19 protein-coding genes are annotated in these 19,981 nt (G+C 60.5%); 14 read left to right on the forward strand and 5 right to left on the reverse strand.

The window, feature by feature from the left end:
* The first annotated feature begins 47 nt into the window (after positions 1-47).
* From AC3IUE_RS07045 to AC3IUE_RS07055, 3 genes are all read left to right on the forward strand, one after another.
* On the forward strand, positions 48-818 hold the full coding sequence (locus AC3IUE_RS07045; RefSeq protein WP_489266408.1) for an IclR family transcriptional regulator: 771 nt from the start codon (positions 48-50) through the stop codon (positions 816-818).
* Between the two features lie 188 nt (positions 819-1,006).
* Positions 1,007-1,597: a YceI family protein gene (locus AC3IUE_RS07050; protein WP_461997248.1), complete on the forward strand. Its 591-nt coding sequence runs from the start codon at positions 1,007-1,009 to the stop codon at positions 1,595-1,597.
* Between the two features lies 1 nt (position 1,598).
* Positions 1,599-2,756: a phospholipase D-like domain-containing protein gene (locus tag AC3IUE_RS07055; protein WP_056739374.1), complete on the forward strand. Its 1,158-nt coding sequence runs from the start codon at positions 1,599-1,601 to the stop codon at positions 2,754-2,756.
* 126 nt (positions 2,757-2,882) lie between these two features.
* On the opposite strand, the gene bglX is transcribed toward AC3IUE_RS07055, so the two are convergent.
* Entirely contained in the window at positions 2,883-5,174 is a 2,292-nt protein-coding gene (gene bglX / locus AC3IUE_RS07060) for a beta-glucosidase BglX (RefSeq protein ID WP_489266411.1), read from the reverse strand.
* 236 nt (positions 5,175-5,410) lie between these two features.
* On the opposite strand from bglX, the gene AC3IUE_RS07065 reads away from it, so the two are divergent.
* The 4 genes from AC3IUE_RS07065 to AC3IUE_RS07080 all read left to right on the forward strand — a co-directional run bounded on the left by AC3IUE_RS07065 (position 5,411) and on the right by AC3IUE_RS07080 (position 8,938).
* Entirely contained in the window at positions 5,411-6,022 is a 612-nt protein-coding gene (locus AC3IUE_RS07065) for a LemA family protein (protein WP_046055770.1), read from the forward strand.
* Between the two features lie 43 nt (positions 6,023-6,065).
* Positions 6,066-6,821: a TPM domain-containing protein gene (locus tag AC3IUE_RS07070; RefSeq protein ID WP_489266414.1), complete on the forward strand. Its 756-nt coding sequence runs from the start codon at positions 6,066-6,068 to the stop codon at positions 6,819-6,821.
* 33 nt (positions 6,822-6,854) lie between these two features.
* Positions 6,855-7,472 (forward strand): TPM domain-containing protein, encoded by a 618-nt coding sequence (locus AC3IUE_RS07075; protein ID WP_489266416.1) that lies wholly within the window; start codon positions 6,855-6,857, stop codon positions 7,470-7,472.
* Positions 7,473-7,723: 251 nt separating this feature from the next.
* The gene (locus AC3IUE_RS07080) at positions 7,724-8,938 is read left to right on the forward strand and encodes a class I SAM-dependent methyltransferase (protein ID WP_489266418.1); all 1,215 of its coding nucleotides are present in this window, start codon (positions 7,724-7,726) and stop codon (positions 8,936-8,938) included.
* A 59-nt stretch (positions 8,939-8,997) separates the two neighbouring features.
* On the opposite strand, the gene AC3IUE_RS07085 is transcribed toward AC3IUE_RS07080, so the two are convergent.
* Positions 8,998-9,903 carry a DMT family transporter gene (locus tag AC3IUE_RS07085; RefSeq protein WP_489266420.1) on the reverse strand — a complete coding sequence of 302 codons (906 nt, stop codon included), beginning with the start codon at positions 9,901-9,903 and terminating at the stop codon, positions 8,998-9,000.
* Between the two features lie 288 nt (positions 9,904-10,191).
* Between AC3IUE_RS07085 and AC3IUE_RS07090 the strand changes: the two genes are divergently transcribed.
* The 3 genes from AC3IUE_RS07090 to AC3IUE_RS07100 are packed head-to-tail and all read left to right on the forward strand — an operon-like array spanning position 10,192 to position 11,495.
* The gene (locus AC3IUE_RS07090) at positions 10,192-10,773 is read left to right on the forward strand and encodes a DJ-1/PfpI family protein (protein ID WP_008152949.1); all 582 of its coding nucleotides are present in this window, start codon (positions 10,192-10,194) and stop codon (positions 10,771-10,773) included.
* A gap of 14 nt (positions 10,774-10,787) precedes the next feature.
* Positions 10,788-11,093: a ribbon-helix-helix domain-containing protein gene (locus AC3IUE_RS07095; RefSeq protein WP_223449613.1), complete on the forward strand. Its 306-nt coding sequence runs from the start codon at positions 10,788-10,790 to the stop codon at positions 11,091-11,093.
* Positions 11,094-11,150: 57 nt separating this feature from the next.
* Positions 11,151-11,495: a YegP family protein gene (locus AC3IUE_RS07100; protein WP_489266423.1), complete on the forward strand. Its 345-nt coding sequence runs from the start codon at positions 11,151-11,153 to the stop codon at positions 11,493-11,495.
* Positions 11,496-11,675: 180 nt separating this feature from the next.
* Here AC3IUE_RS07100 and AC3IUE_RS07105 read toward each other — a convergent pair whose 3' ends face one another.
* A complete protein-coding gene (locus AC3IUE_RS07105; RefSeq protein WP_489266425.1) occupies positions 11,676-12,695 on the reverse strand; it encodes a DUF4917 family protein in 1,020 nt (339 codons plus the stop codon).
* A 156-nt stretch (positions 12,696-12,851) separates the two neighbouring features.
* Here AC3IUE_RS07105 and yiaY point away from each other — a divergent pair, with 156 nt between their 5' ends.
* Entirely contained in the window at positions 12,852-14,000 is a 1,149-nt protein-coding gene (gene yiaY, locus AC3IUE_RS07110; protein ID WP_489266427.1) for an L-threonine dehydrogenase, read from the forward strand.
* Here yiaY and AC3IUE_RS07115 read toward each other — a convergent pair.
* Entirely contained in the window at positions 13,997-15,154 is a 1,158-nt protein-coding gene (locus AC3IUE_RS07115) for an MFS transporter (protein ID WP_489266429.1), read from the reverse strand. The genes yiaY and AC3IUE_RS07115 overlap by 4 nt on opposite strands.
* Positions 15,155-15,175: 21 nt before the next feature.
* Entirely contained in the window at positions 15,176-16,411 is a 1,236-nt protein-coding gene (locus AC3IUE_RS07120) for an aminotransferase class I/II-fold pyridoxal phosphate-dependent enzyme (RefSeq protein WP_489266431.1), read from the reverse strand.
* A gap of 239 nt (positions 16,412-16,650) precedes the next feature.
* On the opposite strand from AC3IUE_RS07120, the gene AC3IUE_RS07125 reads away from it, so the two are divergent.
* The 3 genes from AC3IUE_RS07125 (at position 16,651) to AC3IUE_RS07135 (ending at position 19,915) form a co-directional block, all read left to right on the forward strand.
* Positions 16,651-17,559: a LysR family transcriptional regulator gene (locus tag AC3IUE_RS07125; protein WP_489266433.1), complete on the forward strand. Its 909-nt coding sequence runs from the start codon at positions 16,651-16,653 to the stop codon at positions 17,557-17,559.
* 239 nt (positions 17,560-17,798) lie between these two features.
* Complete coding sequence (locus tag AC3IUE_RS07130; RefSeq protein ID WP_489266435.1) at positions 17,799-18,992, forward strand: CaiB/BaiF CoA transferase family protein; 1,194 nt, start codon at positions 17,799-17,801, stop codon at positions 18,990-18,992.
* On the forward strand, positions 18,989-19,915 hold the full coding sequence (locus AC3IUE_RS07135) for a hydroxymethylglutaryl-CoA lyase (protein ID WP_489266437.1): 927 nt from the start codon (positions 18,989-18,991) through the stop codon (positions 19,913-19,915). Before AC3IUE_RS07130 ends, AC3IUE_RS07135 begins: the two co-directional genes overlap by 4 nt.
* Positions 19,916-19,981: the final 66 nt, after the last annotated feature.

Consider the following 19,981-nt stretch of genomic DNA (forward strand, 5'->3'; position numbering starts at 1 on the left):
TTGCTGCAAAAAGCGATCATCCATCCGGGCTAAGGGAGATCGAAACCATGGACAGCAAGGCAGAAACCGGCAGCGTGCGTTCCGTTGAACGGGCCCTGGCCATCGTCGAACTACTGGGCGAGCATCAGGCGTTGGGTCTGGAGGAGTTGCACTACCTGACGACCCTGCCCAAGGCCACGGTGTCGCGGATGTTGCTGACCTTGCAGGAGCAAGGCTGGATTTATCGCGGTTTGAGCGACCGGCGTTACCGGCTGTGCGCCAAGCGCCTGTTTGGCGACAGTCAGCAGCGTTTCAAACGGCGACTGGTGGAAAGCGCCGCGCCGCTGTTGCTGGAATTGTGCGAGCGCACCGGGCTGGTGGCGGACCTGTCGAGCTTCGATGGCGAGCGGGTGGAAGTCATGGAAAGCGCGATCCCCACGGTGCTGCGCAAGCGTTACCCGAACAACTGCCAGATCGTCGGCCAGCACGCCAGCCTGTTTCATTCGGCCATGGGCCGGGCATGCCTGGGCGAACTGGATACCCAAGAAGTGGAACGACTGGCCGGTCGTGAGCGGCTGACCGATGAGAGCCTCTTCAGCGCCAGCGAGCAGGCGTTGCATCAGGGCTTCGGCCAGCGCACCGAAGGTTACTGGGAATACCCGGTGCGCCTGCCGTTTCTGATACGGGCGGTGGCCTTGCCGCTCCATGCCGACGGCCGACTGGTCGGCAGCATGGCGCTGCACTGGCCGATGGATCAGGCGCCGGTGGAACGGGTGTTGAGTCTGCACCTGAACAGCCTGGCCGCCACCATCGGCGATGTGCAGCACGCGTTGGCCTGACTCTTAAAAGATCGCAGCCTGCGGCAGCTCCTACAGGATCGGGTTCCATTCGTGGGCGCGCGATTGCATGGCCGCAATGCAATCCCATGTAGGAGCTGCCGCAGGCTGCGATCTTTTGATCTTCGCGGTTTGCAATGCGCTCACGGGCGGTTAAGGTTCCTGCAGGTTTATCTGCCCCACGAGTCTCTATGTTCAACCGCTTCCTCTGCAAAACCCTCGCCTTCCTGCTGCTGGCCGGTGCCACGCTGTCGGCCCACGCCGATTGGTATCTGGATGGCGAGTCCTCGCGGCTGTCGTTCATCAGCACCAAAAACACCAACATTTCCGAAGTGCAACGCTTTCTGGTGCTGCACGGCAAGGTCGATCCCAAAGGCCTGGCCGAGGTGGAAGTCGAGCTGGACTCGGTCAACAGCGGCATTCCGTTGCGCGATGAACGCATGCGCAAGGACCTGTTTGAAATCCAGACCTTCCCCGAAGCGCTGATCACCGCGCAGATCGATCTGCGGCCGATCAACGATCTGGCGCCCGGCGCGCAACTTGAATTGCGCCTGCCGCTGACCGTCAACCTCCATGGCAAACAACACGAATACAACGCCGAACTGCTGGCAACCCGTCTCGATGACCGGCGCTTCCAGGTGGTGACCCTCGAGCCGTTGGTGATCAATGCCGCGGATTTCGACCTGGCCCCCGGCCTGGAAAGTTTGCGCAAGGTCGCCGGTTTGTCGGCCATCAGCTTGTCAGTGCCGGTGAGTGCGGTACTGATTTTCACGGCGCGCTGACATGGCCGGCGCGATTTTTCCCTGGCGCGAAGGCAACCGTTTTGAACTGTTGATCGACGGTCCGCAGTTTTTTCCACGGATGTTGGTGGCGATTGCCCGCGCCGAAGAGCAGGTCGAACTGGAGCTGTACCTGGTGGAGGCGGGTGCCTGTGCCGAGGCGATGGTTCAGGCGTTGGTCCAGGCTGCCGAACGTGGCGTGCGCGTGCGCTGCCTGTTCGATGATTACGGCAGCCTCGCGTTCACCCTGAACTTGCGTCAGCGTTTGATGGCCGCGGGCGTGGAGCTGCGTTTCTACAATCGCCTGAGCTGGCGGCGTTGGGTGGGCAACTTCTACCGCGATCACCGCAAGCTGTTGCTGGTCGATCAGAGCATGGCCGTGGTGGGCGGCACCGGGGTGACCGATGAATTCTGGACGCCGGGCGAAGACACCAGCGAATGGCACGAAGTGATGGTGGAAATCACCGGTCCCTTGGTTATCGACTGGCAATTGCTGTTCGACCGCCAATGGATCGCCAACCGCCATCGGCGTGCCTGGAAACCCGCTTCGCATTTTGGCTTGCCACGCCTGCCACGCGTGCCGTCCATGGGCGAGGGCATGGGCCGGGTCGCCTATGCTGACGCCCGTCAGCACCGGGACATCCTGCAATCGTTGGTTCGCGCGTTGAACAGCGGCCAGCGACGGATCTGGCTGGCCACGCCGTATTTCCTGCCGACCTGGAAAGTCCGCCGCTCACTGCGCCGGGCTGCCGCCCGCGGTGTCGATGTGCGCCTGCTGCTGACCGGGCCGCGCACCGATCACCCGTCGGTGCGTTATGCGGGGCATCGCTACTACCCGCGATTGCTCAAGGCCGGGGTGACGATCTTCGAATACCAGCCGTGTTTCCTGCACTTGAAAATGGTCCTGATCGACGACTGGGTGAGCATCGGCTCGTGCAATTTCGATCACTGGAATTTGCGCTTCAACCTGGAAGCCAACCTTGAGGCGCTGGACCCTGGGCTGACGCGTGCGGTGGCGGCGAGTTTCGAGAGGGACTTTGCGCAGAGCCAGGAAGTCAGCCTGGAGGCATGGCAACGCCGGCCGCTGTGGCGGCGGGTGAAGCAAAGGATTTGGGGATGGGTGGATCGGCTGGTGGTGAATCTGCTGGATCGACGGGGATAGTCGTCGTCCAGATCGTTCCCACGCTCTGCGTGGGAACGCCTCTAGGGACGCTCCGCGTCCAGTGACGCGGAGCGTCACGGGCTGCATTCCCACGCGGAGCGTGGGAACGATCAGTCCGCGCAGGGATTACAGCAGTTCAAAGCTCTGCTGCGTCACGTCCTGGGAATCCAGGCCGATCTCCACATTGAACTTGCCCGGCTCGGCAGCGAACTTGAGCTGGGTATTGAAGAACTTCAGGTCATCCTCGGTGATGGTGAAGCGCACGACTTTCTGTTCGCCGGCCTTCAGCGTGATTTTCTGGAAGTTCTTCAGTTCCTTGATCGGGCGGATCATCGAGCCGGTCACGTCCTGGATGTACAACTGCACCACGGTTTCGCCGTCACGCTTGCCGGTGTTTTTCACCGTGACGCTGGCGTCGAGCTTGCCGGTTTTGTTCAGCGTGGTCGACGACAGCGCCATGTCGCTCAGGCTGAAATCGGTGTAGCTCAGACCGAAGCCGAACGGAAACAGCGGACCTGTGGTGTCATCGAAATACTGTGAGGTGTAGTTGCCCGGTTTGCCCGGCGTGAACGGCCGGCCAATGCTCAGGTGGTTGTAGTAGGTCGGAATCTGGCCTACCGAACGCGGGAAGGTGATCGGCAATTTGCCCGACGGGTTGTAGTCGCCGAACAGCACGTCGGCGATGGCGTTGCCGCCTTCGGTGCCGCTGAACCAGGTTTCCAGAATCGCGTCAGCCTGTTCCTTCTCTTCGAGAATCGACAGCGGACGGCCGTTCATCAACACCAGCACCAGCGGTTTGCCGGTGGCCTTCAGGGCCTTGATCAAATCGCGCTGGTTGGCCGGGATGTTCAGGTCGGTGCGGCTCGACGACTCGTGGGACATGCCACGGGACTCGCCCACCGCTGCCACCACCACATCGGCATCCTTGGCGGCTTTCACGGCTTCGTCGATCAGCACTTGGGCCGAACGCGGATCGTCCACCACTTCCGGTGCGTCGAAATTGAGGAAGTTCAGGTAATCCAGGACCTTCTTGTCACTGGTGATGTTGGCGCCACGAGCGTAGATCAGCGTCGATTGCGCGCCCAGTGCAGTGGTCATGCCGTCGAACAGGGTCACCGATTGCGCGGGTTTACCCGCAGCGGCCCAACTGCCCATCATGTCGATCGGCGCCTTGGCCAGCGGGCCGACCAGGGCGATTTTCGCGGTTTTCTTCAACGGCAGGGTTTCGCCCTGGTTCTTCAGCAACACCATGCTGCGACGCGCGACATCACGGGCCTCGGTGCGGTGCAGGCGGTTTTCGGCATAAGTGTCGACCGGGTCATCCTCAGCCTTGCCGATGCGCAGGTACGGGTCCTTGAACAGGCCCATGTCGTACTTGGCGGCGAGCACTTCACGCACGGCGTTGTCGATGTCGCTTTGCTGGATCTCACCCGCCTTCAACAGCCCCGGCAGCTCTTTGCCGTAGAGGGTGTCGTTCATGCTCATGTCGATGCCGGCCTTGATCGCCAGCTTCGCGGCTTCGCGACCGTCACGGGCGACGCCGTGTTTGATCAGCTCGAAAATCGCCCCGTGGTCGCTGACGGCCAGGCCCTTGAAGCCCCATTGCTTGCGCAACAGGTCGTTCATCAGCCAGGTGTTGGCGGTGGCCGGCACGCCGTTGATCGAGTTCAGCGCGACCATCACCCCACCAGCACCGGCGTCGATAGCCGCACGGTACGGTGGCAGGTAGTCCTGGAACATCTTGACCGGGCTCATGTCGACGACGTTGTAGTCGCGACCGCCCTCGACCGCGCCGTACAGGGCAAAGTGCTTGACGCTGGCCATGATGCTGTCGGCCGCGTTCGCGCCCGTGCCCTGGAAGGCTTTGACCATCACGCCGGCGATGCGCGACACCAGATACGTGTCTTCACCGAAGCCTTCGGAAGTCCGGCCCCAACGCGGATCGCGGGAGATGTCGACCATCGGTGCGAAGGTGATGTCGAGGCTGTCCGCCGCAGCTTCCTTGGCGGCGATGCGCCCGGACAGGCCGATGGCGTCCATGTCCCAGCTTGAGGCCAGGGCTATCGGAATCGGGAAAATGGTGCGATGGCCGTGGATCACGTCATAGGCGAAGAACATCGGGATCTTCAGCCGGCTGCGCATGGCCGCGTCCTGCATAGGACGGTTTTCCGGGCGGGTGATCGAGTTGAACGTGCCACCGATGTTGCCGGCGGCGATTTCCTTGCGGATCAGCTCCCGAGGCATTTCCGGGCCGATGCTGATCAGGCGCAACTGGCCGATCTTTTCATCGAGGGTCATCTGCTTCATCAGGTTGCTGATGAACGCGTCCTTGTTTTCCAGAGGTGCGGGCGTCGTGGCGGCCAATACGTTATGACTGGCCAGGCTGACGAACAGGCCCAGCAAACACAGCTTCTTCATGAATAGTTTTCTCAAAAGCCTAAACGGCAGTGAATACGCGCCGGTCAGCCAAAATTTAGGGAGCGACTATTGTTGTTCAGGTAAATGCAGCACACTTCTGCGTGTTTTCGCGCTGGGGCATCTTTTAGCCCATTGGCTCGATGCAATCCAGTGGTGGCCGCAGATTATGCCCCAAGAGCCGGGTTCAAAGTTCGTAGGTTGTTTTTCAACGGAATGTGCAAGGGAGCGTCAACCAGATGAATGTACGACACCACTATCGGTCGAGCCTGCAGGTTGCAGCCTTGATGTTGCTGACCACGCTGCTGGCCGGCTGCGGCATCAACACGATCCCGACCCTCGACGAACAGGCCAAGGCCGCCTGGGGCCAGGTGCAGAACCAGTACCAGCGCCGCGCCGACCTGATTCCCAACCTGGTGGAAACCGTCAAGGGCTATGCCAAGCACGAAGAAGAAACCCTGACCGCCGTGATTGAAGCCCGGGCCAAGGCTACTTCGATCCAGGTCGATGCCAGGACCCTGGATAACCCGGAAAAACTCAAACAGTTTCAGCAGGCCCAGGATCAGTTGACCGGCGCCTTGAGCCGTTTGATGGTGGTGTCCGAGCGTTACCCGGACCTCAAGGCCAACCAGAACTTCCTGGCGTTGCAATCGCAACTTGAAGGCACCGAGAACCGCATTGCCGTGGCGCGTCGTGACTTCATCCTCGCCGTGCAGAAATACAACACGGAAATCCGTACCTTCCCCGGTCGCCTGTGGCACAGCGTGATGTACAGCGATTTGCCGATCCGCGAAACCTTCGAGGCCACCAGCCCCGATGCGGAAAAAGCGCCTCAAGTGAAGTTCCAGTAAGCGCCGCAAGGGGCTTGAAGCATCACCAAGGATGAGGTTGCCAATGCGTGTGTTGAAAGTTGGCCTGGTGCTGTTGTTCTGGGTATTTGCCCTGACGGCCCAGGCTGCGTTGAAGTTTCCGGAACTGACCGGGCGGGTGGTCGATAACGCCCAGATGATCGAACCTGCGGTGCGTGAGCAACTGACGCAACAGCTTCAGGCCCATGAAAAAGCCACCGGCGAGCAGCTGGTGGTGGTCACCTTGCCGGATTTGCAGGGCACCAACATTGCGGACTTCGGTTATCAACTGGGGCGCTATTGGGGCATTGGCCAGAAGGACAAGAACACTGGCGCACTGCTGATCGTTGCGCGTGACGATCGCAAGCTGCGGATTGAAGTCGGTTATGGCCTGGAAGATCGGCTGACCGATGCGCAGAGCTCGGTGATCATCAATCAGGTGATCACCCCGGCGTTCAAGACCGGCAACTTCAGCAAGGGCATCAGCGACGGGGTCGCGGCGATGCTCGTGGTACTGGGCGGCAATCCGCTGGATGAACCGTCCACGGTGTATGACTCCGGCGGCAATCAGGAAAGCGACTTCGTCTCACGGCATCCGGGGATCTTCGTGTTTCTGGTGATGCTGTTCATCCTGACGATTTTCGTCTGCCAGATGCTCGGGATCCTGCCCAGCGGCGGCGGTGGCCGAGGCGGTTCGAGCGGCGGGTTCGGCGGTGGAGGTTTTGGTGGCGGCGGTGGAGGCGGGGGCTTCAGCGGCGGCGGGGGCAGTTTCGGGGGAGGCGGTTCCTCGGGCGGCTGGTGATCACACAACAATAGCGAGTGGGCATTCTTAAACATGGCATTACTGACCGAACACGAACAACGCAAAGTCGCCGAGGCGATTGCCCGGGTCGAGCGCGACACCGACGCCGAACTGGTGACCGTGCTCGCGGCCCGTGCCGACGACTACGCGTACATCCCGCTACTCTGGGCCAGCCTGCTGGCGCTGGTGGTGCCGGGTGTCGTGCATTACCTGACCGGCTGGCTGACCCTGCACAGCTTGCTGCTGGTGCAATGGATCACGTTCATCGTGCTGTGCGTGGTGTTCCGGATTCCGAAAATCACCACGCACCTGATCCCGCGTTCGGTGCGTCACTGGCGCGCCTCGAACCTGGCGCGCCGGCAGTTTCTGGAACAGAACCTGCACCACACGGTGGGCAGCACCGGGATGCTGATTTTCGTCTGCGAGGCTGAACGCTATGTGGAAATTCTGGTGGATGAAGGGATTTCGAAACGGTTGGACAACAAGAACTGGGATGGAATTGTTGCGGCGTTCACTCAGCAGGTGAAGCAGGGGCAGACGTTGCAGGGGTTTGTGACGTGTGTGGAGGCGTGTGGCGAGTTGCTCAAGGTGCATGTGCCGGTGACGCATGTGAGGAATGAGTTGCCGAATCGGTTGGTGGTTCTAGGCTGATCTCAGCAGCGACACATCCCTTGTAGCAGCTGGCGAAGCCTGCGTTCGGCTGCGTAGCAGTCGTGAATTCAGGCGCTGCGGTTATTCAGGCAAACCATGCATACCGGTTTTACGACGGCTGCGCCGCCGAACGCAGGCTTCGCCAGCTGCTACGGATCGCACCGTTCGGGAAATTACCCGTGCCCTCACTCCCTATCCCCCCTAAAATACCCGCCATTCCCCGATTCGCACCGCCCGAGGCCGTTTGTCCCATGTCTGTCACCGCCACTCCCGCCAGCCTCGCGCCGGATCACCATGCCCAGTTCATCGACTTGCTGCAGTCCAGCCTTGACCAGAACGCCTTCATCAAACTGGTGCTGGCCAAGTACGTCGGCACTGAAGTGGACTTGCAGCGGTTGATCATCAAGCAGCTGACGGTCAAGGATCAGCCCTGCCTGTCCTTCGTTTACCGCTACAAGACGCGCGACATCACCAAGAATTTGCCGATTGCCGAGGGCGTAGCGACCATCGCCGCACTCTTGCCGGCATCGTTCAAAAATGCGCATTTGCTGTCGTTGACGGATGAAGCTCAGCTGGAATACAGCAAAAAGGGCAAGTCTTCGCTGTTCAAGAGCAAACCTCAGCAATTGCGTGAAGTGCCATCCGCCGAGCACAATCGCGAGAAGAACCGCTTCCTCGACCTGAGCCGGCCGTTCCTCGCCGACCTCGGCGTGACCAACAAGCAACACGAGCTGATCCCGGCGATGTCACGCAAGTGGAAGCAGATCAACAAGTTCATCGAGGTCTTCAGCCATGCGCTGACCACCTCACCGCTGGCGCTAGACAAGCCTGTTCAGGTGGCGGATTTCGGCTCGGGCAAGGGTTACCTGACGTTCGCGATCCACGACTATCTGCGCAACACCTTGAAAGCCGAAGGTGTTGTGACCGGCGTCGAGTTGCGCGAAGAGATGGTGGATCTGTGCAACGCCGCAGCCGCAAAGCTCGAACATCCGGGGCTGGTGTTCAAGTGCGGTGATGTGCGCAGTGTGGCGCCGAGTGAGCTGGACGTGATGATCGCGCTGCATGCCTGCGACATCGCCACCGACTATGCGATTCACACCGGTATTCGTTCCGGCGCCTCGATCATCATGTGCTCGCCGTGCTGCCACAAGCAGATCCGTCTGCAGATCCAGAGCCCGGCGCTGCTCAAGCCGATGCTGCAATACGGTCTGCATTTGGGCCAGCAAGCGGAAATGGTCACCGACAGTTTGCGTGCGTTGTTCCTGGAAGCCTGCGGTTACGAGACCAAGGTGTTCGAGTTCATTTCACTGGACCACACCAACAAGAACAAGATGATCCTGGCGGTCAAACGTGCCGAGCCGATTGATCCGGCCCAGCTGTTGGTGAAGATTCAGGAGCTGAAGGATTTCTACCACATCAGCGAACATTGCCTGGAAACCCTGCTGCGTTCCGACGGTTACCTGTGATCCTGTGGGAGCGAGCTTGCTCGCGATGGCGGACTGGCAGTCAATAGAGATGTTGAATGTCAGGGCCCCTTCGCGAGCAGGCTCGCTCCCACATGGGGCTTGATGGCCGTCTTGCGTCCCAACATCACGGTCACGATCACCCCGGCGGCAAACAGCCAGGTGATCGGCTCGATGTGTTCGCCGAAGAACAGCGCCGAAAAAGCGATGGTGAAGAAGATCTGCAACAGCTGGATCTGACTGACCCGGGCAATACCGCCCATCGCCAGCCCGGCGTACCAGGCGAAGAAACCAATGAACTGCGAGAACAGCGAGACGTAACCGAAGGCCCACCAGGTCTTGGCCGAAATTTCGCCCTGATGTTGCAGCGCCAGGTACACCACTGGCCCGATCAGCAACGGAGTCGACAACACCAACGCCCAGCAGATCACCTGCCAACCGCCCATCTCCTTGGCCAATCGGCCGCCCTCGGCGTACCCCAAACCGCCCACGGCAATCGCCCCGAGCATCAGCAAATCACCGGCCTGAATGCTGCCGGCCCCGCTGATCAGCGCATAACCCAGCACCAGCGCGCTGCCCAGCGCGGCGCAGGCCCAGAAGGCTTTCGACGGTCGTTCGTGGGACAACCACGCGGCGTACAGCGCCACGCACAACGGCTGTAAGCCGTTGACCAGTGCTCCGTGAGACGCCGGCAAGGTTTGCATCGCCCAGGCGGACAACACCGGGAAGCCGAGGATCACCCCGGCAATCACCAGGGTCAGGCCTTTGACCTGTTTCCAGGTCGGCCACTTTTCCCGGCGCCACAGCAACAACATCGCCGCCGGAACTGCCGCGAACAGCGCACGGCCCAGGCCGTTGAGCAGCGGATGGAGTTCCTGCACGACGATCCGTGTGAAGGGCAGGGTGAGGCTGAAGATCACAACGCCGAGCAGGCCGAGGGCCATGCCGGTGTTTTCGCGCGAGGACATGATGGCAACCAGAATCGTGGGTGGCGGGAAGACCTTCATCTAGCCATAAACCGCAGGAATCGCTCTGTTACAGCTAGGCGTAGAGTTATCCGTACAGTTTGAGGACGCCTTCGCGAGCAGGCTCGCTCCCACAGGGGAACGCATTCCAATGTGGGAGCGAGCTTGCTCCGGGCGGCGATCCGACGATGAACGATAACGCCGTAGTAGCTGGTTATTACCCGACCCCGCAGATAAGGACTACTTTGAATACTCCTGCAGGCCCACGTATTTCCCAGAGGAGTCCTCCCCATGGCGGCTAAAAAAATTCTGATGCTGGTCGGCGATTACGTTGAAGACTACGAAGTGATGGTGCCGTTTCAGGCGCTGCTGATGGTTGGCCACACGGTGCACGCCGTTTGCCCGGACAAAACCGCCGGTCAGACTGTACGCACGGCGATCCATGACTTCGAAGGCGACCAGACCTACAGCGAAAAACCCGGTCACCTGTTTGCCCTGAACTTCGACTTCGCCAAGGTCAAGTCCGAGGACTATGACGCCCTGCTGGTGCCGGGCGGTCGTGCGCCGGAGTACCTGCGCCTGAACGAAAAAGTCCTGGAACTGGTGCGAGCGTTCGACAAGGCCGGCAAACCGATCGCCGCCGTGTGTCACGGCGCACAATTGTTGGCGGCCGCGGGAATTCTCGAAGGTCGCGAGTGCAGCGCCTACCCGGCCTGTGCCCCGGAAGTGCGCCTGGCGGGCGGTACGTTCATCGATATCCCGGTGACGGAAGGTCACGTACAAGGCAATCTGGCCACTGCGCCAGCCTGGCCGGCGCACCCGAGCTGGCTCGCCGGTTTTCTCGGGTTGCTGGGCACCAAAATCACGCTGTAACGAGGGACCTTTCCATGTGCGAGCTCTACGTCAAAGCCGATCCGATTCTCTACGAATCGCGCTCCCGCTCGCTGCGCATCTGCGGGGTGGTCACCACCCTGCGGCTGGAGAATCAGTTCTGGGACATCCTCAGCGAAATTGCCGAGGTTGACGGCATGACCACCAACCAGTTGATCGCCAAGCTGTATGAAGAGGTGATGGACTACCGCGGCGAGGTGGTGAATTTCGCTTCGTTTTTACGGGTCAGCTGTACGCGGTACCTGAGTCAGCGACGGGTGCAGACACCGGAATTATCAGTGGTGCGCGCGGTGGTGAAGTAGGGCAGGTTGGTCTTTACTCTGAAGCGCGAAACCTCTCAATTGCCAAGGAGAAAGAGCATGTCTGGATGGTATGAAGTGAGCAAAAGCAGCAATGGTCAGTTCAAATTTGTACTGAAGGCCGCCAACGCGGAAACCATTCTGACCAGCGAGCTGTACACCACCCGCGCTGCCGCTGAGAAAGGCATCGTGTCGGTTCAGAGCAACAGCCCGAAGGATGAACGCTACGAGAAGAAAACCACCAAGGATGGCCATCCTTACTTCAACCTCAAGGCTGGTAACCACGAGATCATCGGTAGCAGCGAGGCTTACACCTCAGCTGCCGCGCTGGAGAAAGGCATCGCCAGCGTAAAGGTCAACGGGCCGACCACGGTGATCAAGGACAAGACCTTGCCGGTGCTCTAAATCCACCATTCAAGTCCAATACACATCCCCTGTGGGAGCGAGCTTGCTCCGGGTGGCGGTCTGACGATCAACATCTCTGTTGAATGTTATGGCCTCATCGCGAGCAGGCTCGCTCCCACATTGGAATGCATTCCCCCTGTGGGAGCGAGCCTGCTCGCGATGGCGTCAGCCGCGTCGCCGCTAAACCTCGACCGGCACCGTCAGCTTCGGGCTGCCGAGAGCATGCGTCTTCGAATCAAAAAACCGCAACTCACTCCCGGTCCCTTCAAACACCTTCGCGTAATGCCGCTTCTGGTGCTGAATGAACGCCTTGCTGCGCGGATAAATCGAGATCGCCACCACCTGCGGTTTCGCCTGGCGCAAGGCGTGGATGATGTGGCTGTCCTGCTCACCCAGGGCATGACCGAACAGGCACAACCCGTCGCCATGGCAAAGTAACTGGTCGTAGCAGAACGACAGATAGTCCGAGCTGCGAATGGTTTTGAGTTTGTCCTGCGCCGGACCTTCATTGACGAACAGCGGCACGTCGTCGAGGGTCTTGATCGTGTTGTTGATCGCGAAACTGCCGAGCAACGTGCCCTCGGTCGATATCAGTTTGCGCGCCGTGCCGTCCTGATTCCGCACCAGATGCAACCCGCCATGCAGGTAAAGCAGCCGGGTTTTATCGGTCGCCGTGGCGCTTAGATCAAAGCTTGATTCTGCCCCCTGAAACAGGTCGCTGATCGCATCAGGCTGGTGCTGAGTCGCCCAGTAGTTGAGCAAGTCGTAGTTGGTGGTGAACACCGTCCGGTAGCGGCCCAGTTCCTGATTGATCGTCGCCAGTGTTGAAGGCACCACCAGCCGCCACGGGATGTGCACCGCGTGCACGGTGTTGATCAGCGCTTCCTTGATTGCGTAGTAACGATTGCGCGGTGCGGCAGAACTCACGGCCAGGGCCTTGTTGACCCGGCTGGTGGTTTTCAGTGCGCTGAGCACCTGCTCGAAGCTGCGCGTCTGCAGGGCGTCGAACACGCTCAGCTCGGACTGGCTCAAGGGTTTTTCTTCGACGGTACGGGCGTTTTCGAACAGCGAGTCGTAGCCGAAGTCGTCCCACACGGCGCGGCTGGCGCCGTTGCCCACCAGCAGGCCGCTGAACGAGGCGGTGACGCGCAAGGCGTTCCAGTCTTCAAGTTGGGCATCAACATCCTGGAAATCGGTCATTGCGGTCAAAGTCTCAAAGCAAAAGGTCTGGTGGGCGGCGACTTTATCACGACCAAGACTTGAGCCAGATCAAGTTACTTAATGACCGATAGGTCGATCCTGTGGGTACCCGCTGGATCGGCGCTGCCGATTCGGCCTCAGCCAGGAGACTCGCTCATGAGCAGCACGTTTTTCATCCCCTCCGTGAACATCATGGGCATCGGTTGCCTCGACGAAGCCATGGACGCCATTAGCAAGTACGGTTTTCGCAAGGCGCTGATCGTCACCGACGCCGGGCTGGCCAAGGCGGGTGTCGCGAAGATGATTGCCGAGAAGCTGGCAATGAAGGACATCGATTCGGTGATTTTCGACGGCGCCAAGCCTAACCCGAGCATCGCCAACGTCGAGAGCGGTCTGGGTCTGCTGAAGGAGACCCGCTGTGACTTTGTGGTGTCCCTGGGCGGCGGTTCGCCCCATGACTGCGCCAAAGGCATCGCGTTATGCGCAACCAACGGCGGGCAGATTCGCGATTACGAAGGCGTCGATCAATCCACCCAACCGCAACTGCCACTGATCGCCATCAACACCACCGCCGGCACCGCCAGCGAGATGACCCGTTTCTGCATCATCACCGACGAATCCCGTCACGTGAAAATGGCCATTGTCGATCGCAACGTCACGCCGCTGCTGTCGGTCAACGACCCGGCGCTGATGGTCGCCATGCCCAAGGGCCTGACGGCTGCCACGGGTATGGACGCACTGACCCACGCGATCGAAGCCTACGTTTCCACGGCGGCCAATCCGATCACCGATGCCTGCGCACTGAAGGCGATCACGTTGATCAGCAACAACCTTCGCCTGGTCGTCCGCGACGGCAGTGACATGGCCGCGCGGGAAAACATGGCGTACGCGCAGTTCCTCGCCGGCATGGCGTTCAATAACGCATCGCTGGGTTATGTCCACGCCATGGCTCACCAGTTGGGCGGGTTCTACGACTTGCCTCATGGTGTGTGCAACGCGGTCCTGCTGCCTCACGTACAAAGCTTTAACGCGCTGGTTTGCGCCGATCGCCTCACCGATGTCGCCCTTGCGATGGGCGCCGATGTTCACGGTTTCACCCCGGAAGCGGGCGCCCAGGCGGCCATCGTGGCGATCCGCAGCCTGTCCAAAGACGTGGAAATTCCCGCCGGTTTGCGTGAGCTCGGCGCCAAGCTCAACGACATCCCGATCCTCGCCACCAATGCCTTGAAAGACGCGTGTGGCCTGACCAATCCTCGCGTGGCGGATCAGCGCCAGATCGAGGAGATTTTCCGCAGCGCCTTCTAGGCCGTTTTGCGACCGGGCGCGAGCATGACGCAAAGCATCGCGCCCAACGCCAGCAAGGTACACAACAGAGAAAGCGGCCATGCTTGCGGGCTCGCGATCAAACTGGCGATCCCGCCAATAACGGCAGCCATCAGTTGATGAATGAAACCGCTCAACGCCATCGCATACGCACCGCCGACCGGCGAACCGTCATTGGCCAGGGACAGGCTGACCGGATAAGTCAAAGACTGGCCGAACACCGCAACGCAATAGGGCAACCAGAACAGCAGCGCCACTGAAGTACTCCCCAGCAACATCACCGCGCTGCCGGTCAGCACCAGCCCTACGCCCGCCGTCATCAACCCGCGTTGACCGGTGCGAAGTACAAAGCCATTGACCGCCAAAGCCCCCAGAAAATAGGCCGCGCTGATCGGCCAGCCCAACAACCCGTATTCCACGGCCGACCAGTTGAACGGTCCTTGCAGAATCAGCGGCGCTGCGGTGTTGAACGCCACAATCACCCCGTACCCAAGGCCGCCGGTGAGGGCCGGCAACAGAAAGGCTCGATGACGCAAAATGCGCCAGTAACTCGGCCAGGCGGATGACGGGGCATTCTCCTCGACCAGCACCGGGAACGTAACCCGGGCCACGACCAACCCCATCATCAGACTCACACCCCCCAACAGATAGAAAATCGCTGGCCAGCCCAGCGCTATCTGGATGATCGACCCCAGGTATTGGCCGATCCCCAGCGCCACCACAAAGGAAATCGAAATCCAGGACAACGCCTTGGCCAGAAGATCACCGCGGAAACTGTCGCGGATCAGCACCCGGGCCATGACCGAAATGCCGCTGGCGCCAATGCCCTGAACCAGTCGAAACGCCAGGAACGATTCAAGCGTCTGGCTCAGGGGCAGGGCCAGATTGCCCAACCCGTAGATGCCCAGCGCGGCGAGCAGCACCGGTTTGCGGCCGATGCGCTGGCCCAGGCTGCCCCAGAACAACATCGGCAACGCCATGCCGATCAGATACACCGCCAGCCCCCAGGAAACCTGCGAGGCGTCGGCGGACAGATCCCGGGCCATGTCCGGCAGCGCCGGCAGGTAAATGCTCATGCCCAACTGGGCGAGGAAAACCGTGCAGCAGGTGACGAGGAGGGTGGTGCTGCTCTTCATTGAATCTTCCCTGATTTCAGTTCAACAGCCGATGTCCCGGCCTTGAGTGCGTAAAAGCTCGGTAATGAGTTCACAAAAGTGTCGGATCAGCGTCGGTTCCATGTCGGCGCGCAGGGTGATTCTGATGGCCGCCTTGCCTTGTGCGACCACCGGGAAAAACACGGCCGAGGTGAAGAAACCGTGATTGGCCAGTTCCATGGCGATGCTGTTGGCCAGCGCTGCTTCGCCGCAGTTGACCAATCGAATGGCCATGTTGCTGTTGTGTTGATCGGTGCGGATGAGGCTGTCGAAGAGCTGGATATTACCCTGAAGTTTTTCCTGTAACGCGGCAAATTCTGGCGTGCGATGAAGCTGGATGGACGCTCTGCCCGCGCCAATGGCGGCACTGTTCAGGCTTTGCGACCAATTGTTGGGGCCGCCGTAACGGGCAATGAGCCTCTTCTGCCGTTCATTGCCCAGCATCACCAGACCACCGCTGGCGCCAAACGACTTGGCCAGCGAGGCGACGATCAGGCAGTCATCCCCCAGGGTGTGCAACCTGGGGCGCACGAGGCCAGCGCCGAATGTTCCGACGGCGGACAGCGCGTGGGAATCGTCCAGATAGAGAAACAACCCATAGCGGTCCTTGAGATACAAAAGACTGTCCAGGTCTGCGACCCCGCCCATGCTGTAGGCACCGTCGGCGACATACGCGACGGTGCGGTGTTGCTGGCACTGCTTCTCGAGAAAATCCATGTCGTTATGAGGACAGGTCACGACCGTGGTTTCATCGGCGCAGGCGGCTTTGAGGTGATTCATCGAGTAGTGCGCCAACCGGTCGAAGACCATTACGGGAGGGCGGTTTTCCGTGAACACGCCGCTGGCCAGCAACGGCAGGATTCCGGCACTCGCGGCACTGCACGACAAGGTGCTCAGGCAACTGGCGCCGAATAACTCGGACAGTTCGGTTTCGTACTGTTCCAGAATGGCCAGCTTGCAGCGGTTCTTTGAGTTGGCGACGCGCAGGGTGCCGGTTTCCCACAGGGTATTCATGGCACCGTCGAGAATGTCGGGATGGTGATCCAGGCCCAGGTACGACGTCGTGCAGAAATGATGAAACGCGCGCCCGTGCTGATCGAGCATCCGGTTGGCACTTTTGATTTCGACGTTAAGCCCCGAAATTTTCCCGGCTTCAGCGCTCTCCCAATCGTGATCGGCCAACGCGATGACTTTGCGGTAGTTGGTGTAGCGGTTTGCTGCCTGTGCTGTCTGGTCCATATGAAAATGACTTTCCTTGAGTGAAACGATCCATGGGGTTGTTGCAGTTCGTGTGTGTTTCCAGACTTTACAGAGCGCAGCGGAGGCTTTGAATCGGCTGTTTCCGGTACGGCTGAGTGTTACAAGAGATTTATGTGTAGGGCGATGCCTCGTGATGTTGTGGGCAATTTGCTTTGCCGAGTCGTGTAGAAACCGGGCTATCCTGCCGACTCAGTCGAACAGAAGTCATCGAGCCCTCCATGCTGCAAAAAAGCCTGATCCGCCGCCTCGACCTGATCACTCTCCAACTGTTTGTCGCCGTTCATGAGGAGGGCACGCTGACCCGTGCCGCCGCGCGTGAAGCCATCGCCGTGTCGGCGGCCAGCAAGCGGCTGATGGAGTTGGAAGAAGCGCTGGGCATCAGTTTGTTCGTACGCCAGGCCAAGGGCATGACCCTGACGCCGGCCGGTGAAACCTTGTTGCACCATGCCCGGCAAATGCTGTTCAACGTCGAGAAAATGGGACTCGAACTGGGCGAGCACAGCCACGGTATTCGCGGCTATGTGCGGATGCTCGCCAACCTGTCGGCGATCATTCAGTTTCTGCCCGAAGACCTGCGGGACTTTTCCGAGCGTCATCCTCAGGTCAAGACCGACCTCGAAGAACGCCCCAGCAGCGGGGTGATTCAGGGTGTGCTGGATGGCGTGGCCGACCTTGGGATCTGCTCCAGTGACAGCGACGTCAAGGGGCTGCACAGCGTGCTTTATCGACAGGACAAACTGATGGTGTTGATGCTGCCCGATCATCCGCTGGCGAGTCGTTCCAGCCTGGCCTTCGCCGATACGCTGGACAGCGATTACGTCGGTCTGCATTCCGCCAGTTCGATCAATATGCGCACCCACGCGGCCGCGCGCCAGGCCGGTAAAGTGTTGCGTCTACGGATTCATGTACCGGGTTTCGATGCCATGTGCCGGATGGTCCAGGCCAACATGGGCATCGGCATCCTGCCGCAAAAGGCCTATGAACTGTTTGGCCGGGCGTTGGGCTTGCACGCGGTGCCGTTGACGGATGACTGGTCGGATCGCGCGTTGGTTCTGGTGGTGCGCGATGAAGCGGCGCTGTCGCCGGTGAGCCGGATGTTGTTCGAGCAGTTGCGCGGCCAGGTCTGACAGTTCTCTATTGGATGGCCGGCCTCTTCGCGAGCAGGCTCGCTCCCACAGTTGATCTGTGGCGTTCATAAGTCCCTTGTGGGAGCGAGCCTGCTCGCGAAGGCTGACCTGAGGTCGCGATAAATCTTGCCGGGCGTTCGCGTTTCGCGAACGCTCGTTGCCAACTGAAGGTTGGATTCCAACCCCCGTGGTCCTCTAGCCTTGGCTCATATTCCAAGAACAACATGAGGTACCCCGCGATGACTGCCCCCTTAAGTGCAATCAAAGTGATCGAGATCGGCACGCTGATCGCCGCGCCGTTCGCCGCGCGTATGCTCGCCGAGTTCGGCGCCGACGTGATCAAGATCGAAGCCATGGGTCAGGGCGACCCGCTGCGCAAATGGCGCAAGCTGCACGAAGGCACGTCGCTGTGGTGGTACCTGCAATCGCGAAACAAGAAGTCCCTGGCGCTGAATCTGAAATCCCCCGAAGGCATTGAACTGGTCAAGCAACTGGCGACCAGCGCCGACGTGCTGATCGAAAACCTGCGTCCCGGCGCCCTGGAGAAACTCGGTCTGGGCTGGGACGTGTTGCACGCCCTCAACCCTAACCTGACGCTGGTGCGTATATCCGGTTATGGCCAGACCGGCCCATACCGCGACCGCCCAGGGTTCGGTGCGATCGGCGAGGCCATGGGCGGGATCCGCTACACCACCGGCACCCCCGGTTCACCCCCGGCCCGGGTGGGCGTCAGCCTCGGCGATTCCCTGGCTTCGCTGCACGCGGTGATCGGTGCCTTGATGTCGCTGCTGCGGGTCAAGACCGGGCAGGGCGGTGGACAAGTGGTTGATGTGTCGCTGGCTGAAAGTGTGTTCAACGTCATGGAAAGCCTGGTGCCGGAATACGACATGCTCGGCCATGTTCGTGAGCGCAGCGGCGGGGCCTTGCCGGGCATTGCGCCGTCCAATACTTACCTGACGGCCGATGGCGCCTACGTGGTGATCGCCGGTAACAGCGACCCGATCTACAAGCGCTTGATGGACGTCATCGGTCGCCGTGATCTGGCCGATGCGCCGGAGTTTGCCCATAACGACGGGCGTGCCGCCAAGAGCAACGTGCTCGATGCGGCGATCACTCACTGGACCAGCAGCCTGCCGATCGACGACGTGTTGTCGGCACTGGAAGCGGCCGAAGTCCCTGCCGGGCGCATCTATTCAGTCGCCGACATCGTCGCCGATCCGCACTATCAGGCGCGGGACATGCTGCTCAACGCCGACCTGCCCGGCGGCGCCACGGTGAAGATGCCTGGCATTGTGCCGAAAATGTCCGAGACGCCCGGTGGCGTTAACTGGTCCGGACCAACGCTGGGCCAGCACACCGACGGCATCCTCGCGGGACTGGGCCTTACCGGTTCGGACATCGAACGGCTGAAAGCTGCAGGGGTGGTGCAATGATCACTGATTTTTCCGAGACCCTGATTGTTCAGGAAGTCTCCCCCCGCGACGGCTTGCAGATCGAGCCAACCTGGGTCGAAACCGTCGACAAGATTGCCTTGATTGATCAGCTATCGCTGGCTGGTTTCAGCCGCATCGAAGCCGGCTCGTTCGTTTCGCCCAAGGCGATACCGGCGCTGCGCGATGGTGAGCTGGTGTTCAAGGGCATCACCCGGCAACCGGGGGTGATTTATGTCGCGTTGATCCCCAACCTGAAAGGCGCGCAACGGGCGCTGGCGACGAGGGCTGACGAGCTGAATCTGGTGATGTCTGCCAGCCAGACCCACAACCTGGCCAACATGCGCATGCGTTGCGAAGCCTCATTGGCCGCGTTCGGCGAGATCGTGCAATACGTTCGCGGGACGACGGTGCGACTCAACGCCAGCATCGCCACCACCTTCGGCTGCCCGTTTGAAGGCAAGATCGATGAGGATCGCGTGCTGCAAATCGTCGAGGCTTATCAGGAGCTCGGGATCCAGGGCATTACCCTGGCTGACACCACCGGCATGGCCAATCCGCGGCAGGTTGATCGTCTGGTGCGGCGGGTCTTGCAGCGGGTTTCGCCAGCTGATTTGACCCTGCATTTCCACAACACTCGCGGCCTCGGTCTGTGCAACGTGCTGGCCGCCTACGAGGCCGGTGCCCGACGCTTCGACGCGGCACTGGGCGGGCTCGGCGGTTGCCCCTTCGCGCCGGGTGCCTCGGGCAATATTTGCACCGAAGATTTGGTCAACCTGTGCGATGAGATCGGCATTCATACCGGCATCGATCTGCCGCTGTTGCTGCAATTGTCGCGAGGGTTACCCGCGCTGCTGGGCCACGAAGTGCCCGGTCAGCTGGCCAAGGCCGGACGCAATTGCGATCTGCATCCGACGCCGTCCTGACCCAACTAAAAGCTTGTAAACAGAGCCTCTCAACCAGACAACAAAAACAATCGGACACCCACGGGC

This window comes from Pseudomonas sp. GL_093, assembly GCF_057837605.1.

Coding starts and splice junctions, on each gene's coding strand:
- AC3IUE_RS07045 (WP_489266408.1), top strand. CDS start 48: ATGGACAGCAAGGCAGAAACCGGCAGCGTGCGTTCCGTTGAACGGGCC.
- AC3IUE_RS07050 (WP_461997248.1), top strand. CDS start 1,007: ATGTTCAACCGCTTCCTCTGCAAAACCCTCGCCTTCCTGCTGCTGGCC.
- AC3IUE_RS07055 (WP_056739374.1), top strand. CDS start 1,599: ATGGCCGGCGCGATTTTTCCCTGGCGCGAAGGCAACCGTTTTGAACTG.
- bglX (WP_489266411.1), bottom strand. CDS start 5,174: ATGAAGAAGCTGTGTTTGCTGGGCCTGTTCGTCAGCCTGGCCAGTCAT.
- AC3IUE_RS07065 (WP_046055770.1), top strand. CDS start 5,411: ATGAATGTACGACACCACTATCGGTCGAGCCTGCAGGTTGCAGCCTTG.
- AC3IUE_RS07070 (WP_489266414.1), top strand. CDS start 6,066: ATGCGTGTGTTGAAAGTTGGCCTGGTGCTGTTGTTCTGGGTATTTGCC.
- AC3IUE_RS07075 (WP_489266416.1), top strand. CDS start 6,855: ATGGCATTACTGACCGAACACGAACAACGCAAAGTCGCCGAGGCGATT.
- AC3IUE_RS07080 (WP_489266418.1), top strand. CDS start 7,724: ATGTCTGTCACCGCCACTCCCGCCAGCCTCGCGCCGGATCACCATGCC.
- AC3IUE_RS07085 (WP_489266420.1), bottom strand. CDS start 9,903: ATGTCCTCGCGCGAAAACACCGGCATGGCCCTCGGCCTGCTCGGCGTT.
- AC3IUE_RS07090 (WP_008152949.1), top strand. CDS start 10,192: ATGGCGGCTAAAAAAATTCTGATGCTGGTCGGCGATTACGTTGAAGAC.
- AC3IUE_RS07095 (WP_223449613.1), top strand. CDS start 10,788: ATGTGCGAGCTCTACGTCAAAGCCGATCCGATTCTCTACGAATCGCGC.
- AC3IUE_RS07100 (WP_489266423.1), top strand. CDS start 11,151: ATGTCTGGATGGTATGAAGTGAGCAAAAGCAGCAATGGTCAGTTCAAA.
- AC3IUE_RS07105 (WP_489266425.1), bottom strand. CDS start 12,695: ATGACCGATTTCCAGGATGTTGATGCCCAACTTGAAGACTGGAACGCC.
- yiaY (WP_489266427.1), top strand. CDS start 12,852: ATGAGCAGCACGTTTTTCATCCCCTCCGTGAACATCATGGGCATCGGT.
- AC3IUE_RS07115 (WP_489266429.1), bottom strand. CDS start 15,154: ATGAAGAGCAGCACCACCCTCCTCGTCACCTGCTGCACGGTTTTCCTC.
- AC3IUE_RS07120 (WP_489266431.1), bottom strand. CDS start 16,411: ATGGACCAGACAGCACAGGCAGCAAACCGCTACACCAACTACCGCAAA.
- AC3IUE_RS07125 (WP_489266433.1), top strand. CDS start 16,651: ATGCTGCAAAAAAGCCTGATCCGCCGCCTCGACCTGATCACTCTCCAA.
- AC3IUE_RS07130 (WP_489266435.1), top strand. CDS start 17,799: ATGACTGCCCCCTTAAGTGCAATCAAAGTGATCGAGATCGGCACGCTG.
- AC3IUE_RS07135 (WP_489266437.1), top strand. CDS start 18,989: ATGATCACTGATTTTTCCGAGACCCTGATTGTTCAGGAAGTCTCCCCC.